Source organism: Pseudoalteromonas luteoviolacea NCIMB 1942 (assembly GCF_001625595.1).
GTDB lineage: Bacteria > Pseudomonadota > Gammaproteobacteria > Enterobacterales > Alteromonadaceae > Pseudoalteromonas > Pseudoalteromonas luteoviolacea_A.
Genome location: NZ_AUXT01000006.1, coordinates 1 through 16,980 on the forward strand (window position 1 = coordinate 1; position 16,980 = coordinate 16,980).

19 protein-coding genes are annotated in these 16,980 nt (G+C 41.3%); 10 read left to right on the plus strand and 9 right to left on the minus strand.

Annotated features, from left to right (window positions below; genetic code table 11):
* Both N482_RS25355 and N482_RS00745 read left to right on the plus strand, forming a co-directional pair.
* On the plus strand, nucleotides 1-286 hold a 286-nt coding region (locus N482_RS25355; RefSeq protein ID WP_231100756.1), incomplete at its 5' end, for a hypothetical protein.
* A gap of 53 nt (nucleotides 287-339) precedes the next feature.
* Entirely contained in the window at nucleotides 340-1,005 is a 666-nt protein-coding gene (locus tag N482_RS00745) for a sensor histidine kinase (RefSeq protein ID WP_231100758.1), read from the plus strand.
* A gap of 66 nt (nucleotides 1,006-1,071) precedes the next feature.
* Here the strand turns inward: N482_RS00745 and N482_RS00750 are convergent, their stop codons facing one another.
* Nucleotides 1,072-1,413 (minus strand): hypothetical protein, encoded by a 342-nt coding sequence (locus N482_RS00750; protein ID WP_063375280.1) that lies wholly within the window; start codon nucleotides 1,411-1,413, stop codon nucleotides 1,072-1,074.
* Between the two features lie 265 nt (nucleotides 1,414-1,678).
* Between N482_RS00750 and N482_RS00755 the strand changes: the two genes are divergently transcribed.
* The 5 genes from N482_RS00755 to N482_RS00775 all read left to right on the plus strand — a co-directional run bounded on the left by N482_RS00755 (nucleotide 1,679) and on the right by N482_RS00775 (nucleotide 5,186).
* Nucleotides 1,679-2,155: a GNAT family N-acetyltransferase gene (locus N482_RS00755; protein ID WP_063375281.1), complete on the plus strand. Its 477-nt coding sequence runs from the start codon at nucleotides 1,679-1,681 to the stop codon at nucleotides 2,153-2,155.
* A 441-nt stretch (nucleotides 2,156-2,596) separates the two neighbouring features.
* On the plus strand, nucleotides 2,597-3,061 hold the full coding sequence (locus N482_RS00760; RefSeq protein ID WP_063375282.1) for a hypothetical protein: 465 nt from the start codon (nucleotides 2,597-2,599) through the stop codon (nucleotides 3,059-3,061).
* A 63-nt stretch (nucleotides 3,062-3,124) separates the two neighbouring features.
* Nucleotides 3,125-3,970, plus strand: coding sequence for a DUF692 domain-containing protein (locus N482_RS00765; RefSeq protein ID WP_063375283.1), 846 nt, complete (start codon nucleotides 3,125-3,127; stop codon nucleotides 3,968-3,970).
* Nucleotides 3,957-4,751, plus strand: coding sequence for a DNA-binding domain-containing protein (locus N482_RS00770; protein ID WP_063375284.1), 795 nt, complete (start codon nucleotides 3,957-3,959; stop codon nucleotides 4,749-4,751). Before N482_RS00765 ends, N482_RS00770 begins: the two co-directional genes overlap by 14 nt.
* A gap of 9 nt (nucleotides 4,752-4,760) precedes the next feature.
* The gene (locus N482_RS00775; RefSeq protein WP_063375285.1) at nucleotides 4,761-5,186 is read left to right on the plus strand and encodes a hypothetical protein; all 426 of its coding nucleotides are present in this window, start codon (nucleotides 4,761-4,763) and stop codon (nucleotides 5,184-5,186) included.
* Between the two features lie 87 nt (nucleotides 5,187-5,273).
* Here the strand turns inward: N482_RS00775 and N482_RS00780 are convergent, their stop codons facing one another.
* Both N482_RS00780 and N482_RS00785 read right to left on the minus strand, forming a co-directional pair.
* Nucleotides 5,274-5,648 carry a hypothetical protein gene (locus N482_RS00780; protein WP_063375286.1) on the minus strand — a complete coding sequence of 125 codons (375 nt, stop codon included), beginning with the start codon at nucleotides 5,646-5,648 and terminating at the stop codon, nucleotides 5,274-5,276.
* The gene (locus N482_RS00785; RefSeq protein ID WP_063375287.1) at nucleotides 5,645-8,200 is read right to left on the minus strand and encodes a reprolysin-like metallopeptidase; all 2,556 of its coding nucleotides are present in this window, start codon (nucleotides 8,198-8,200) and stop codon (nucleotides 5,645-5,647) included. The genes N482_RS00780 and N482_RS00785 overlap by 4 nt, the downstream gene beginning before the upstream one ends.
* Before the next feature lie 328 nt (nucleotides 8,201-8,528).
* On the opposite strand from N482_RS00785, the gene N482_RS00790 reads away from it, so the two are divergent.
* Nucleotides 8,529-8,756, plus strand: a complete 228-nt coding sequence (locus tag N482_RS00790; protein ID WP_063875144.1) for a hypothetical protein — start codon at nucleotides 8,529-8,531, stop codon at nucleotides 8,754-8,756.
* Nucleotides 8,757-8,812: 56 nt separating this feature from the next.
* Here the strand turns inward: N482_RS00790 and N482_RS00795 are convergent, their stop codons facing one another.
* The 6 genes from N482_RS00795 to N482_RS00820 all read right to left on the minus strand — a co-directional run bounded on the left by N482_RS00795 (nucleotide 8,813) and on the right by N482_RS00820 (nucleotide 14,466).
* The gene (locus N482_RS00795) at nucleotides 8,813-9,550 is read right to left on the minus strand and encodes a substrate-binding periplasmic protein (RefSeq protein ID WP_231100757.1); all 738 of its coding nucleotides are present in this window, start codon (nucleotides 9,548-9,550) and stop codon (nucleotides 8,813-8,815) included.
* 185 nt (nucleotides 9,551-9,735) lie between these two features.
* On the minus strand, nucleotides 9,736-10,194 hold the full coding sequence (locus N482_RS00800; protein ID WP_063375290.1) for a nuclear transport factor 2 family protein: 459 nt from the start codon (nucleotides 10,192-10,194) through the stop codon (nucleotides 9,736-9,738).
* 81 nt (nucleotides 10,195-10,275) lie between these two features.
* Nucleotides 10,276-11,016 (minus strand): ferredoxin--NADP reductase, encoded by a 741-nt coding sequence (locus N482_RS00805; protein WP_063375291.1) that lies wholly within the window; start codon nucleotides 11,014-11,016, stop codon nucleotides 10,276-10,278.
* Nucleotides 11,017-11,070: 54 nt separating this feature from the next.
* A complete protein-coding gene (locus tag N482_RS00810) occupies nucleotides 11,071-12,087 on the minus strand; it encodes a hypothetical protein (RefSeq protein ID WP_063375292.1) in 1,017 nt (338 codons plus the stop codon).
* Between the two features lie 445 nt (nucleotides 12,088-12,532).
* Complete coding sequence (deoD, locus tag N482_RS00815; RefSeq protein WP_063375293.1) at nucleotides 12,533-13,234, minus strand: purine-nucleoside phosphorylase; 702 nt, start codon at nucleotides 13,232-13,234, stop codon at nucleotides 12,533-12,535.
* 17 nt (nucleotides 13,235-13,251) lie between these two features.
* Nucleotides 13,252-14,466, minus strand: a complete 1,215-nt coding sequence (locus N482_RS00820; protein ID WP_063375294.1) for a phosphopentomutase — start codon at nucleotides 14,464-14,466, stop codon at nucleotides 13,252-13,254.
* A 311-nt stretch (nucleotides 14,467-14,777) separates the two neighbouring features.
* Here N482_RS00820 and udk point away from each other — a divergent pair, with 311 nt between their 5' ends.
* Both udk and N482_RS00830 read left to right on the plus strand, forming a co-directional pair.
* Nucleotides 14,778-15,407: a uridine kinase gene (gene udk, locus N482_RS00825; protein ID WP_063372706.1), complete on the plus strand. Its 630-nt coding sequence runs from the start codon at nucleotides 14,778-14,780 to the stop codon at nucleotides 15,405-15,407.
* A 17-nt stretch (nucleotides 15,408-15,424) separates the two neighbouring features.
* Nucleotides 15,425-16,648 carry a NupC/NupG family nucleoside CNT transporter gene (locus tag N482_RS00830; protein ID WP_063375295.1) on the plus strand — a complete coding sequence of 408 codons (1,224 nt, stop codon included), beginning with the start codon at nucleotides 15,425-15,427 and terminating at the stop codon, nucleotides 16,646-16,648.
* Nucleotides 16,649-16,980 lie beyond the last annotated feature (332 nt).

Consider the following 16,980-nt stretch of genomic DNA (forward strand, 5'->3'; position numbering starts at 1 on the left):
CAGAATTTTGAACGCCCTCTTTTTATACTTCTCAGTCAATGGAGAGCCTCAGCTCGACCAACCTGCACAAGTAAACAACGAATATAAACGGCAGTTTATATATGCAGCCAAACTTCATTGGCCATATCGCAACTACACCATATCGCTTTCTTCAGCGCCAATTCCTGTTTCTGCTAATGTTATTTACAGCACTATTTTTAACGCTGTTCTGATTTTAGCAATCCTGCTTGCTATGGCTTTTATCGTTTTAGTGTTAAGCAATTTTAACTGGGGGAGGAAAGGTTAAACTTTATCTCATCGGTGACCCATGAGTTAAAAGCACCTTTGACCTCAATAAAAATGTACTCTGAGATGCTCAAATCTGACGCCATCGTCTCAGAAACACACAAAGGTGAATACTATGCTTTTATTCATAGCGAAAGTGACAGGCTTGCCAGACTAATTGACAATATTTTACAGCTATCGACATTCGGTAGAAATGAAAAGCCTCCTGCGGCTGAATATACAAACCTGACCGTTTTACAGGACTTTGTTCGCTCCAAGACTTCGTCATTGATTGCAAAGCACAATTTCGAACTCAACTTCGACATTGAAATAACGCACTTTGAAGATATCGAAGCGCTTGTCGAGCCCGATGCCGTTACCCAAATCGCCATTAATGTCACCGACAATACCATTAAATTTTTTGAATCAGCCAAAATTGATGACTTAACTAGAAGAGTAGTTGACTTCACATTTCGCAAGCACCCAATACTAAAAGGGATGGTACAAATCGAGATCCTAGACTACGGTAACGGTGTTTCAATACAGCAGGCGGAAAAAATCTTTGATTTATTCTATCGTGGCGAAAATGAGCTGTCCCACAACTCACAAGGTACAGTTATCGGGCTAGCTTCGGTCCGCGAGTTGGTTTTAGCGCATCAAGACGAAGTTCACGTACAAAATATGCATCCAGAACTTGCTATCTTAGTTTCATTCCCAATGCGAATTCTAAAGGCACAATAATTTGCAGTTAAAGCGTATTCATACTCTCACTTTGAATACGCTTTGATGCATACTATCTAAGACATTTTATGCTGAATGAACAGAGCCAATATAATCTGCAACACCATCTGAGCATGAGCGCGCATCATCGCCATCAAATTCTTCTAAAATATAAATGCGGACTTTTAATTGAAAGTTGTTTGCAGTCATTAGCTTATCAACCATAGAACCCAAATTTGGATCTTGGTAAGAGATCGTGAGCGCATCATATGAACGCCATGTTGTCGGGTTGTAAGCTTTAACTACTACGCCACGAGGGCTGTTTGTCACACTGTGAATTTCAGCGACACAAGAAGTTGCTGCGGATGCACTAAATGACGACGCCACTGCAACAGCTGCGAAGGCTAATTTTTTAGTCAAAGATTTCATGATATTCCCTTAATTTTTATGATATTAGTTATTTATGAATACTACTTTGCATCTTGATGCACAATAAATGTACAGTACAAATGTGTAGTTCACATGACGTTGTGAAAGCCGGGGGGCGAGTGTCGATGTCAAAACTGCTTTCAAACAAAAGGCTTTAAAAATAGTTTTAACGTAGCGAATATGGGGTTATTTTTCAGACTAACTTCTATTAAAATGAAAGGAATATTATTAAGACCCTATAATGAAAACAAGAAAATAAATAACAATGACGACTTTCACAAAAGAAATTCATGTTAGAGCAGCTACGATTGAAGACAAAACCAGCTTATTAAATTTAGAGCAAGCCGTTGTCGAAGCTGAGAGACCATTTAATGCTCAAATAAAAACCACTGCGCACTACTATGATTTGGACGACTTATTGATAAATGAGAACGCTCAGGTTGTTGTTGCAGAACACAAAGGCACGATCATCGCGACTGGCTATGTTCAAATTAGACAATCAAAACAATCTCTAACACATAGCAAACACGGTTACCTTGGCTTTATGTATGTCAGCCCAGAATTTCGCGGACAGGCTTTAAACCAAAGTATTATTCAAAGCTTAATGGCATGGGCTGAACCCAAAGGCATTTGTGATTTTTATTTGGATGTTTACAACGACAATCAAGCCGCTATCAATGCTTACCAAAAGCTTGGCTTCGAGCCTTCTTTATTGGAAATGAAAGTCAATACTGCAAAATAGAGCTGTACTCTTTATTTTAAGATGAACCCCAAAAAATTTTGGGGTTCATACACACTCTTTTTCCTCAACCGAGGTACCTCTGAAAGCGCTCGTTCATCGACACTTTTAACACCTTTCAACACACTTTCCTCCTCTTTGCCATGACGATTTGAATTGTGAATTACAAAACAATAATTGGTGTAAAAGCAGTGGCTAAGGCAAATTTCGCAAGCAATCAAGTTGACCTAAACATAAAATTTTCGTCTACACTGAAATTAATCTGCGACTCACAAGGTCTTTTTCAGCAAGTCGTCCGGAGCGCAATAAAATTGCTTTTTTTGTATCGCGCGCATTTGCAAAAAAAGCCAATAAAAAGGAGTAGTCTGGGTAACAACTGTGATATAGCACAGACACCAGCACTACTCACGACTTTGGCATAACCAAAAACACGAGGAAAATACAATGAAAGCATTAACAGGCGCCGCTATGGCAATGATGGTTGCGGGACTTGTTGGCTGTAATTCAACAAGTGACTCTGGTGCAACTAGCAATGCGAGCTCAGCAAATGCTGGTGGCGCAAAAACTGACTTAGTCCACTGTTACGACGTAAATGTTTGTGGTGGTCACAATGACTGTAAAACAGCAAGCAATGCCTGTGCAGGACACGCTTCGTGCAAAGGCACTGGGTTTGTTGGTATGCCTTCAAAGGCTTGCGCAGATGTTGGCGGAAAGCGCAAAGATGACTGGGTAGGAAGTATTGCTAAAGCAGACTTAGTGCACTGTCATGATGTCAATATTTGTGGTGGACACAACGATTGTAAGACAGCAAGCAATGCGTGTGCAGCACAAGCTTCATGCAAAGGCACTGGGTTTGTAAATATGCCAGCAAAAGCATGTAAAGACATTGGTGGCAAAGTAGGCAGTTAATATTTCAAGGTGGCACAACTCTGAGAGTTTGCGCCACCCAAACCTGATAATAGCGAGTAAAGATTGAGTAATACACCCCACCCTTATATCGGATTTGGTCTCGGTTTACGCACTTGTTACTTTGAAGAGATTTTAGCAACACAACCAAATGTCGACTGGTTCGAGATAATCTCAGAAAATTACTTTGTTGACGGTGGCAAACCTTGGCACTATTTAGACAAAATTAAAGAACAATATCCCATAGTGATGCACGGTGTCTCCATGTCGATTGGCAGTACCTCTGATATAAATTTTGACTATCTAGACAATCTCAAAAAAACCATCGATAGGGTTCGACCCTTGTGGATTTCAGATCATCTCTGTTTTTCATCTCAAGGTGATTTTAATAGCCATGACTTGCTTCCAATGCCATATACTGAAGAGGCACTCGACCATCTGGCACTACGCTTGAACATTGTTCAAGACTACTTACAAAGACCATTGATTCTTGAGAATGTGTCGAGCTACTTAACCTATCAAGCATCCAAGATGAGCGAATGGGAATTTCTATCTGAGCTGCACGACAGAACACAGTGTCGTTACTTATTGGACATTAACAATATCTATGTCAGTGCTCGAAATCATGAGTTTGAACCAGAGACATTTCTCGATGCAATTCCACAAAAAGCCATTGCACAAATCCATTTGGCTGGGCATAGCGATTTTGGTAGCCACATCATAGATACACACGATCAACCGATCTGCGATCATGTATGGCGCCTGTTCGAAAACTTTGCAAAAACTCGTTGCCCAATAAATACCATGATAGAGCGAGACGACAATTTCCCACCATTTTCTGAGTTGATGGCAGAACTGGATCATGCCAGAGCTATCGCGCCTGAAACTTGGAGTGCACATGACTTCGCTTGAGCAACTACAAAAAGATTTTGTCGAGATGCTCAGCCAAAATTCACCAAAGTTTGAGGCACATATCGCTGCGCAATCAGGACTGGCACCAAAACAACGAGCAGAAATCTACCAAAATGCATATCGGATCCGGTTAACCAAAGTGCTAGAGCAAGACCATGAAATGTTGGGACTATACTTGGGAGACGACCTATTCGAAGAAATGGCCAATGGTTACATAGCAATATATCCGTCTTGCGCACCTTCGCTAAGAGAATTTGGAGACAGACTGCCACACTTTTTATCTTCGCAAGAACCGTTTAGCGAGCATGGCATACTCCAAGAAATAGCACTGTTTGAAAGGCTCTTACTACATGCTTTCGATGCTGCTGATAGTGACATATTACAATTTAAGCAGCTACAGAATATTCAGCAAGCAAGTTGGCCTAATATCCAATTTCAGCTACATGCAAGTGTTCAACTACTTACTTGTCATTATTCTGCCGTTGAAAGTTGGCAAGCACTTAAGAGCGAGCAGCCCCCTCCCTCTCCAGATATCATGTCTGAAAGGTACTGGATAATTGCGCGAGAACAAGACAAACGTACTGGGTTTTACGCACTTTCACGATGCCATTACGAGTGCCTAAAGAGTATACAATGTGGGCTCCCTTTTGGCTTTGTTTGTGAAGCCGCAGCCCACCATACAAAGTCAGAAGAGCAAGGCATGATGCAAGTAATGGAACTCCTCCAAAAAGGTATTGAATTAGGTTGGTTCCAAAGTGATATTAACCTACTGCAAGCATAGGTGTTTACGATGAGAATGAGGCAAAAATTACAGCTTTATCAAATAAGCGTCATATTTAGTATGGTTTTTGCCTTAATTGGTTTCAGCTATAACACGTGGCGCCTTGAGGTCACTGAACACAATAGCAATATTAGGCTAGCATGTTTTGAGATTTTGAAGGAATTAGCAGCGTTAGAGCAACTGGTTTATATTGCCCACTATGACGGTGATATGGTGACGGCAAGCCCCAGAAAAGGCTGGATAAAAGTGGGATTGATTCAAGACTTTAGCTATTTAACAAATGAAGAGGTTAAAGACAAGGCGGCCACACTACACACTACATGGTCTAACAACTGGGAAAGCATAACAACAAGCAACCAGTCGGTGGAGCTTATCGTCCGTGATATCGACAATGTAAAAACCAATATCAAAGCGCTTTTAATAACCCTTAAATAATTCGAACAAACTGTGCTCTTCTGCTACATAAAGCCACACTGCAAAAACAAAGGCTTTGATACCTTCGTAGACACTTCCCCTCAACAACTAGTTGTCTCTACGTAACTTTTTACACAGTGCGTACATTTGCAAGTTATATGCTTTAGCAAAATTATACCGTGCAATGCGATCTTGTTTAGCATCTTCTCCTCTAATCACATCACCTGTTTCTGAGAGGTACTTTGTCCCACAACTTCCTTTAATTGACTCAACAGATACCTGCTCCAAACCGGGGAGTACGGGACGTCGGCCTTGAGTTAAGTACAAACGGTAGTCCTGTCGCTCTACGGCTCGCTTTATTGCTTCATCTACATCATTACTCATTTTTTGTTGCGCCGAGTCAGTGCTCTCTAATTCCTGCCGCTGTTGCTCTGCGGCACACCCACCTACAAACCAAACGCACAATAGAAGTAATACTCTCATGTTTTTATCCCCACGTTATATCTGGCTACGCAAAGGCACATTAAGAGGCCCAACAGATAGTAAAAACCACCAGACGACCCATCCGAGCTCGACGGTGGCGTTGAAATCGTGATAGTCACCTGTGCTGATGATTCCGCATCATTTGAGTCTCGTAGCGCATACGTTAGCTGCTCTGTTCCAGTAAAACCTTGCGCGGGCGTGTAAGAGACTTGATTATTGGACACAAACACATTGCCATTACCCTGATAGCTTATATTCCCAATTGTTAAAGCATCACCATCAACATCACTGTCATTGGACAGCACGTTTAGTAGATTGTTTTCACTACCCTGTATAACATTAAAAGTGTCATTTGCAGCTTGTGGTGCGTCATTTACTGCCGTAACAGTGATTTGTGCATTAAAGATACTACTGGTCAATTCCCCTCGGATGGCGATCAATGGTACTGACAACACGCCATTGAAATTGGCTTCTGGACTGACTTCAAGCCCCGTAAAAGTATAGTTTTCACCAGCTCGAATTGTGAGAACTTCAGCATTAAAACCACCGGCATAATTAAAGTTGTTTACTGAAAGCGTGATGCTACTATCTTCTGTAACTTCTAGCGTTTGTTGAGCTGTAATCTCTGGAGGTATAGGCTCACTTGAACCATTAATCGAAATTGAACCGCTATTCATCGCGAAGAAAATATTGTTTACGCACTCTATTTTAAGCTTTCCCTGAGACGAACTGGCTAATTGCGCCAATGCAATAATCTGCTCTCCATCATTCGGCACATTGTCTGCGAGAATAGTGGGAAACGAAGCGCCGCCATCCAGTGACAGCAAAAGATCGACTTGTTGGCAAGAGATTGGCGCATTTTGAGTGCCTGCGGTATCCCATTGCACCGTTTGTTGCCCCAGTGCCCATTGCGTATCTGCACTGGGCTCAATAACTGAAAACCCTTGCTGATTACCAATCACATTAATTAACGTCGAGTCATCAGCAATATTGCCTTCACTATCTCGAACTAAAAGCTTAAAAGACAGGGAACGAGTCGTTGTCGGCAGCGCCTCACCATAACTAGGTTGTCCAGATAAAACATCAGAAAGCTTTGGAAACGTTCTCTGTCCAGTCTCTACAGGGTTGAATACTCTAAACAGAGGGCCGCTGCCACTGTCTGTTGCATCATCTTGCGCACTGCTTGTTGCACTACCTAAATCATTTTGTTGCCAACTGAAACTCAACGTATCTCCGTCACTGTCTGTAGCGCTTCCTTCTAGGGTAAACGGCGTTCGTGCAGGAATAGTAAAATCAGCGCCGGCATTAACCACAGGCGCTTGGTTTGTTTTGGCTATGCGAGTACCACAAGTGCTGCCGCCACCTTGGCGAGTAAAAGCAGCCATCTGCTCAAGAGAGTGCAAATGGAAATATGGGTCTGAATTAGTCTGTAAGTTTTGTGATTCACAGATCCCGGTATAAGCCATAATCGTAGAACCACTGCCTGGTTCAAATGCGGCGGAGTCAACACGATTTCCTGCGCAGGCGCCAGCTAGCCCGTTATAGGTATGATCAGCCCCGAGTTGGTGGCCAATTTCATGTGCGACATAATCGATGTAAAATGCGTCGTTAATTGGTTGTGGGTTGCCTGTTACCCCCTCAGCTTTGGCACTACTACATGCAACACCGAAGCCAGCCAAACCACCTCCTCCTGTTCCTACAAGGTGACCAATATCATAGGCTTGAACACCAATAGCACCATCAATGACACTGCTAAGCTCATCTATATCAGTATCATCGTTTACGAACGGATCCGTATTCGGGTCGAGGAAAATAAGGTCATCATTATTTGCAACCAATTCAAATGATGTGGACAAGTCACGTAAATAAACCTGATTAATTCTATTTACTAATGTCACCAAAGCAGCCATCACCGTTGATTTAGTTCCACCATGAAACTGACTGTATTCACCTGTCGCCGTGATAGCTAAACGGTATTTTAGATCATCCGTAAGCGGCGTTGAAAAGCTAGGTGTCATACTCGACACAACGGCTCGTTGCGCCCGTAGGCTTTCGTGTTTTATAGGTTCATAGAATATATGTTGTCGCTCATTTAAAGGCTTTTTCAGTGCATTTTTGTAGTACACTCGATACTGTTCTGTTTCGCCCGAACTGGTAATTGGGTCAATATATATCGTACGCCCTACTTTCTCGTACATGCCAAAAAAACCATTTGGTGAGAAATCAAATACGCCTTTAACACTTGGGTTATCAATTTGATGACCTACATACGTTTTAATGTTAGGAAATCGGCTTTGTAATTCTCTTGGCATCACCGAGTAAGGTGTTAGTTTAAAACGCAGTAATGTGCCTTCAGGGCTGGGCATATCAAGGATTATGTTTTGGGAAGCTAAATACTCTGATAGGCGTTCAGCATTTAAATGAGCGAGAAGACTACCAACATCACTTACTTTCGCAGATTTATAATGTTGAAATGACCACAATACTCCTTCACTTTGGGCAAGACAAGTAACCGTAAAAAACAAGACAAAAACAGCAACAGACTTTACCATGACAGTCACCAATTATCTGCATTCAATTATTACAGCATAGTCATATTACAACCAATTGCCTGAAAATAGCCTTATTTGTAAAAGCTCGCATTAATAAAGTAGTGAAACATCGATCAAAGCCTGTGGTGTCATACAGTTTTCTGCTCTCGTTTTAAAACGCATATTGACTACTATTCCAAAAGCACGCCTTTCGTGCGATATCTCTTACAATAAGTGTAAGTTAAACCTGTAACAAGTTGTAATAACGTACAAAAACTCATCAGAACTCTTGAAACCATTGAGCAAAGACTCTAGAGTGCAGAGCATCAACTTTGCAAAGGGAAAAGCAATGAAATTTTTAATAAGATGGATAAGTTGTATCGCCATGACAACACTGTCACTAATCTACATGATAGAAGGGGAGTTTTTATACACTACACTGATGGCAATATTCGCCTTTATAGTAAACCCTGGTACGAAGGCTTCGCCAGTAGAGTATGAAAATGGGAAGCGTTTATTTGATAAATACCTCGTCGACAAACCCAAAAAAGCTAGAAGCAATCTAAAGCCTTGGTAGCTAAATTCGCTAGGTTAAGGGCATCCTTGATACTTTATTAAAGTATTAATGATGTTCTATGGCCCTACAAACATTTTATTGTGATCAGCGAGCGCTCTTTTAACTTTGTTAATGATCGTTTTATCTGTGTCTAAATGAAATGCCATGCAAGCTCGTCTGTCGGATGAGTTTCGCACCTCAATCACAGGGTCAACATGACTGTAGTCTATCCCCATCAATTTTAAGCGCTCATACATTGTGTACTCTGTCGTCAATAAAAAGTCGATACGACCAGCGACAAGCTTTTTTTGAGAAGCACTTGGGTCTGCGGTGATATCTAAGTTCACCCCAGCCTCAAAGCCTTGACTTACAAGAAATTCATGGACAACACTGCCTCGAACAACGGAAATAACATAATTTTTTGCGTCCTCAATTGATGTAACTTGTATATCTGTGCGGCTCTTTAATTTAAACAAATATTGACGAACTGGACGCATTAATGGACACGCCCATTCAAACTGCTTTTCACGATCTGCATTTCTATATATGGAATAAATCATGGTATTGGGTTCTGTTTTAGCAAGCTTCATAGAGCGCGCCCATGGGTACAGGTTGATGTCGTATTCAACCCCCGCAGCATCTAAAACTTCTCTTACCTTTTTTGTAGCACGGCCGACAATAACCCCTTGCTCATTTGCATAGTTATAGGGCACCCACTCCTCTGTGACCACTTGAAGCTTTGGCATGGCAGGGCTTAACCAACTTACGGACAAACAGCAACACAATACAACTAACCGTGCCGGTATACTAAACACGTTTAGACCTCCCAACAATTCCGCTTCACACTGCACCCTGATTAAGGCTACTGCCCTATAAATATTAGGATAGACGCTTAGTGCGAATCGTTAAAAGTAAAAGTACAAAAATGTAAGAGCTGTATGATTTACATCCTTGCACCTTTAAATCAAGATCCAATCTTTACCGAGCCTTCCCAGTCACATTAGCGAAAAAATACCACTTTTTGAATTTTCCCATTTTCAATCTGATAGCTTGTTACAAATTCAGATCGTTTATCTACCACATCAGGCTTTTCAGAACAGATTTCCGAAGTCTCATGATCAATAACAATATTGCCATTAGTAATACGTTTTATAGAAGTCGCTTTGAGGCAATGCATTTTCTCAAACATAAGCCCATAGCGTTTAATGAGTTGCTTCTTTCCTTTAAACATAAGCGTTTGCGGGTAAATATAGAACTCGACATTTTCGTCGTACAAGGAGATGAATTTCCGAATATCTTGCCTGTTATAAGCAGAAATTAACGCATCTACTACAGTTTCAGCGGCTTTTTCTTCATCAGACTTTTGCAGGTTATATTGACTGGCCGTTCCTTCAAAAGCAGGGTTTGCCGCTACTACACAAGAAACAAACAGCAAGATAATTGACAATAAATACCTCATAATTCCCCCATTTTGGTACATTCGAGGGAAATTATATCAAGTTTAGACATTTTTATATAGTGAGCAGGCTAAGTCCTCATGTTACCAGTATTGCTCTACTGTAATGTGCCCAGCTTCGGCTCTTCGATGTTTTTTAAATCCCATTTCCAACAATAATACAGTTGTATCTTTCACCATATCGGGATTGCCACACAGCATAAAATGGTGGTCTTGTGCGAATTCATCTATATTACAGTAAGAGAGTAAATCACCATTGCTCAAAACATGGGTAATACGTCCATGAAGACCATTTTCTGGCATTTCTCTACTTACGAGCTGAACATATTTAAATTGCGGGAACAACTTCTCTGTTGCTTTAATCTGATCCTGATAACAGAAATCTGTATTGCGCCTAACGCCATGTACCAAGACCACTCGATCGTAATCACGCCATAATTTGCCGTCAGCAAGTATCGATAAAAATGGCCCGATAGCAGTACCAGTCGACAACATCCAGAGCGTATTTGCTTTTGGGACCTCATCAAGTACAAAAAATCCACTCGGTTTAGTGTTAACCCATATATTGTCGCCTTCACCTAACTGCGCTAGATGACTTGAAAGCGCACCTTTCTCAACTTCTATTAAAAAGAATTCTAACAATGGGTCTGCAGGGGCATTAACAAATGAGTATGCTCTGGTCACTTTTCTATTGTTTATCTCAAGGCCTAACTTGGTAAATTGTCCAGCACTAAACGGGTCGATATCAGCAGCGACTTTGAGGCTAAATAAACTCGGCGTCCACCAATTAATTTCAATAACTTTTCCTTCCACCCAATTCGACATAGTCGCACCATAAAAAATGCATATACTAAAACAATGGCATAGAATCAAAGCTTGTCAAAGATCTTGGCACCAAGAGCTTCCCAACCCGCTTTTTAGTTTCGTTTCTGGTAGTAAAAACGCTGTTCTTTTGGGTACTAAATCTCCAGCATCAAGACTCTCAAGCAACTGTGCAACATGCTCGACATAACCATACTCAATGAGCTTCGGCACATGTTGAATCGTATAGCTTTTAACATCAGCTGCTATGGTATTTTTGACGACGCTCTCGTGCATTAAGTCTAACCATGCTAAATACGCTAAATCGCTATCCGGTAAATAGTCATCAGGCAGTCCTGCTAATTTAGCGCGGTAGTGATCAAATATATCGAGCTTTCTTGAAATAAGCGCTGCACCTAGCAGGTTTACTGTCACCCTAGCAGCACTTCTTTTATGCTGAACTTTCAAATAATAATTGCGAGCTTCACTGAAAAATTTGACCGCATCTTGTGCCTTCCCGAGCACTACAGCCGTATTTCCTTTCACCACCAATAATCCGGCTTTACGATTACCATTGAGAATTGCTTCATCAATACTTTGCAACAATTGAAAGCTAATTGCGGGTTGTTGCTTCATACGATAGGCAATAGCTAAATTTACTTTAACGGTCATTTTATCAATGTCGTTAAATGCGTACTTGAACGTACATTTATACGTTGAAATTGCCTCATCGAACTGACCATTTCTTCGGTATGCAACGCCAATCGCATTGGTTACAACGAATAAGTATGCAGTGATATAGGATTCAAGACGTGGTGCAGAGAGTAACTCCACAATTTGTTCAACTAGAGGCATATTTTTCGTACTGCTTGCTGCAATGAGTACATCTTTGTAAATTAATATCGTTTCTGTGTTGTTTTGACCTAATAGCTGCTTTGCTACTTTTTCGAACTCTTTTATTGCCTCATGAGGCTTATTACGCGCAAGGTACTTTATATCTTCTGCTACAGGTTTACTCCCAACCGCAACAAAGGTTTGACTCAGCAGCATTATCGCAACCACTGTATTGATACACACTTTTCGAATCATACCCATTTTACTCTTTACAACCTGTGCTTATTTTAAAACATAGTACATCCAGAAAAACCGCGGTTCCAAAATACGAATTTATACAAAAATCGATTCAATTCTGCACAAGAAACAAAACACAGCAGGCACAGCGAGACGCCTATCAAGTGAATGGCAGCGACCTTGATAATTACTTCCAGATGTTATTTTAAATTTTGTATCGCAGCGAAAGAAATTGCGAGTCAACTAGATTATTTAGCTGTGCCAACTACTTAATAAAAGCTTTTGGAGGTATTTAGCGTAATATTATGGTTACTATAAAAGTGCAAACTCAGTGATACTATAGATAAAAAAAAGCCGCACTACGTGCGGCTTTTAGGGTGTGATTCGCTTTGTTTTAGGCGTGTCTCCAAAACTCTGCGATTACGTTACCAAGGAACTGTTTTAACAGCACTGTAAATGCTGTTAAAATTTAAATCGACTCAAGCGCGATTTTAACCATTTCGTTAAACGTGCTTTGACGCTCTTCAGGTGGTGTTGCTTCACCAGTGATTACGTGATCACTTACAGTGAATAATGCCATTGCTTTTGCACCGTATTCAGCAGCAACACCGTACATACCGGCTGTTTCCATATCAACAGCCAATACACCTAACTTATCTAGTTCGTTATAAAACTCGCCATCTGCTTGGTAAAAAGTATCCGTTGTGAACACGTTACCAACCTTTGCTTCGATGCCAAGCTTTCGCGCAGCGTTTACGCCATTTTCAAGCAAACCAAAATCAGCGATTGCTGCGTAGTCGTATCCACGTACACGAGCCCTGTTTACGTTTGAATCAGTGCTTGCACCCTGAGCGAAAATAACGTCGCGAATCTTTGTATCTTGACTGATACCGCCACAAGTACCAATACGAATTAGGTTTTTAACACCAAAGCTCACAATAAGCTCACGAGCATAAATAGACATTGATGGGATACCCATACCAGAGCCCATGATACTTACAGGCTTGCCTTTGTATGTCCCCGTGAATCCAAACATGTTACGAACGTCTGTAACTTGTCGAGCGTCTTCTAGAAAGTTCTCAGCAATATACTTTGCACGTAGTGGATCACCCGGCATCAATACCGTTTCAGCAAAATCACCTGGGTTTGCATTAATATGCGGAGTACTCATAACATGTTTCCTTTAACTTAAGCTGTAACCAACTTGTCGGCAAAGCCGTCACCATATTCTAATGCTTCAAGGTTAAACCACTGGGCGAGGGTCTGACCAATATCTGCGAAGCTGTTTCTTTCACCTAATGGAGTATTGTTCATTCCATTTCGGTATGCCAACACTGGCACATATTCTCTTGTATGATCAGTCCCAAGTGCAGTCGGGTCGCACCCATGGTCTGCTGTAATAATCAACAAATCGTCGTCTTGTAACTTACCTAAAATTGTAGGTAAGTACGCATCAAATTCAGCCAGCGCTTCGGCATAGCCTACAGCATTGCGACGGTGGCCAAATTTTTCGTCAAAATCTACTAAATTAGTAAATATCAGGCTGTTATCAGGTGCTGACTCAATCACTTCGCTGGTTTTATTTAGCAAGTTAATCAAACCTGGTGCCTTATGTTTTTGTGTAATGCCTTGGTGTGCATAAATGTCTGCAATTTTACCAATGCTGATTACCTCACCACCGCTACCTGCAAGCTTGTCTAGCAAAGTAGGTGACGGTGGTAATACAGAATAATCACGTCGATTTCCTGTACGAATAAAGTCGGCACTCAAAGTGCCTATAAACGGCCGCGCAATCACTCTACCTATGTTCATTTCATCAAGCAGTGCCCGTGCGATTTCACATACTTGATAAAGCTTTTCAAGGCCAAATGACTGCTCATGAGCGGCTATTTGAAAGACGCTATCAACTGAAGTGTAACAAATTGGCTTGCCAGTTTTGACATGCTCTTCACCCAGCTGCTCTAGAATTACTGTGCCCGAACCGTAACAGTTCCCTAAAATCCCAGGGATCTCAGCTCTTTTACACAGCTCATCAATAAATTCTTGTGGGAAACAAGGTTGCGTGTTTGGAAAATAGCCCCAGTCAAATAAAACCGGTACACCCGCCATTTCCCAATGACCTGAAGGCGTATCTTTTCCGCTCGAAAGCTCTTTTGCATAACCCCAAGCGGCATTAGGCTGCTGACGCTCAGAGACAAGACAAGGTTCACCACCTGCCGCTTCACACGCATCTACTAAACCTAGCTTGCTAAGATTAGGGATCGCTAATGCTTCACCTTTTTCCTCTTTATAAGCTTTTAAAAGATGAGCAAGTGTATTGGCGCCTACATCACCAAATTTCTCTGCATCTGGTGCAGCACCAACACCAAGGCTATCTGCCATTAAAATAATTGCTCTTGCCATATATCACCTCTCATCTTTTGTCTGGGCCATATTTTGTTTTTATAAAGCATTTAAGCTCCCAGAGGACGTTACTTTATTGCTACCTAAATATATCGTACAGGACATTAGTCCGCTATCACAAAACAGTAATATAATAATCGACGTACCTATTTTACCTAAAATAAAAATCTGGTTATTCCAGAGGACATAAGTCCTGTTTTAGGAGCCCTAAAACATTTAAATTTGATCCTTAAGCGAGGCAAAAGAGATTAATCGTGTCTTTTTTGCTATTGTGATCTTCCAACGTTAACAACAGCTGGGTGTGAACTTTAGTGACACGAACAATTATAGCCATAGCTGGCGCTTCTGCGTCCGGTAAGTCTCTTTTTAGTCAAACAATATATAATGAATTAGTAAATGAACTTGAATCAGGTGCTATTGCCGTTATAGAAGAAGACGCTTACTATAAAGATCAATCGCATTTGCCGTTTGAGCACAGAACTCAAACCAATTATGACCATCCGGATGCGTTTGAGCATGCGTTGATGAAAGAGCACCTTGGGCAGTTGCGTCTAGGTAAATCTGTACAAGTTCCAACTTATGATTATGCTCAACATACACGCAGTAGTGAGACACGCACGGTAAACCCGGCAAAAATATTAATTGTCGAAGGGATTTTACTGTTAAGCGACCCAGCATTAATAGAAGAATTTGATATAAAGGTATTTATTGATACCCCACTTGATATTTGTTTATTACGACGTATGCAGCGTGATATCGAGCATAGAGGCAGAAGTATATCTTCTGTTGTAGAGCAATATCAGGCAACGGTAAGACCGATGTTTTACCAGTTTATCGAACCATCGAAGCACAATGCCGACTTGGTCGTGACCCGTGGCGGTATGAATCGCGTTGCGATTGATATTATTAAAAGTAAAATAAAATATTTGCTGCAAGAATAAAACGGGAACATTTTGGCATGACAACAATAATGAGCCTAGTCGGCATGATGATGCTACTAGGTATTGCTTTCGCGGCTTCAACGAACCGCAGCGCAATTAATAAAAGAACTGTAGGAATCGCATTCCTTATGCAGGTCGGCATTGGCGGCTTTGTATTATTTATAGAAGCGGGTAAAAACGCACTGGCTGCGATGTCATCAGCAGTGTCGTCAGTGATTGGTTATGCCAATGACGGTATTAGCTTTTTATTTGGCCCTCTGGCTGCACAGGAGTCCATCGGATTCATATTCGCAATTCAGGTTTTACCTGTCATTGTATTTTTCTCAGCATTGGTTGGTGTTCTATATCATCTGGGAATTATGGAATGGATAATTAAAATTTTAGGTGGTGGGTTACAAAAGCTACTTAAAACGTCACGACCAGAGTCTCTCTCTGCGACTGCGAACATATTCGTTGGTCAAACAGAAGCGCCTTTGATAGTGAAACCATTTATTCCAAAAATGACGCAATCTGAGTTATTTGCAGTAATGGTGGGCGGTCTGGCTACTGTTGCAGGCTCAGTAATGGCTGGTTACGTAGCTATTGGCGTCGATCTGAAATATTTGATCGCTGCGAGCTTCATGGCGGCACCTGGCGGCTTCTTAATGGCAAAAATGATTGTGCCAGAAACAGAGAAGACAAAAGAGAATTTAGCCGAAGTAGACAGCGGTGAAGACAAGCCTGTTAACGTGATTGATGCAGCTGCTGCTGGCGCATCAAGCGGTATGCATTTGGCACTGAATGTAGGTGCAATGCTTTTGGCATTTGTCGCACTAATCGCACTGATGAATGGCTTGTTAGGCGGTATTGGTAGCTGGTTTAATCACCCAGACCTAACGCTACAAGAGATTTTGGGTTATGTCTTTGCACCTGTCGCTTGGATGATTGGTGTACCTTGGGCAGAAGCCATAACGGCTGGTAGCTTTATTGGCCAAAAATTGGTAGTCAACGAATTCGTTGCTTACTTGGACTTTATGAATTATCGAGATGGGTTAAGTCCTCATACTCAAGCGATTGTCACATTTGCGTTATGTGGATTTGCTAACCTGTCATCGATTGCAATTTTACTAGGTGGACTAGGCGGTATGGCCCCTAGTCGTCGAAAGGATATCGCACGCTTAGGGCTCAGGGCGGTTTTAGCAGGGTCAATGGCTAACCTAATGAGCGCAGCAATAGCTGGTTTTTTCCTCTCGCTAGCTTAGAAACTTAACGAGATATGCCGCTTTTGCAAAACAATTGGTTGGTTACCTTAAGGGGTTAGGGTAGCCATACTAACTTGAACGATACTTCACCAAAGGGCCTATATGGCCCTTTTATCGTTTCTACCACCACTAAATACAACTCCCACAACACCCTACTTCCTCTTAGACAACGGCTCTTATTAACAAACAATTATCAGCTTGACTCAACTGGACTAATCTCATTGAAACAACAAGGTAATAACAGTATTTTAATTTACATTTGATACACAAAGAAATATCATTGCATTAATCAAAAGGGAAGAAATAGAAGTAAGAGAATGTTCGTCATTTTC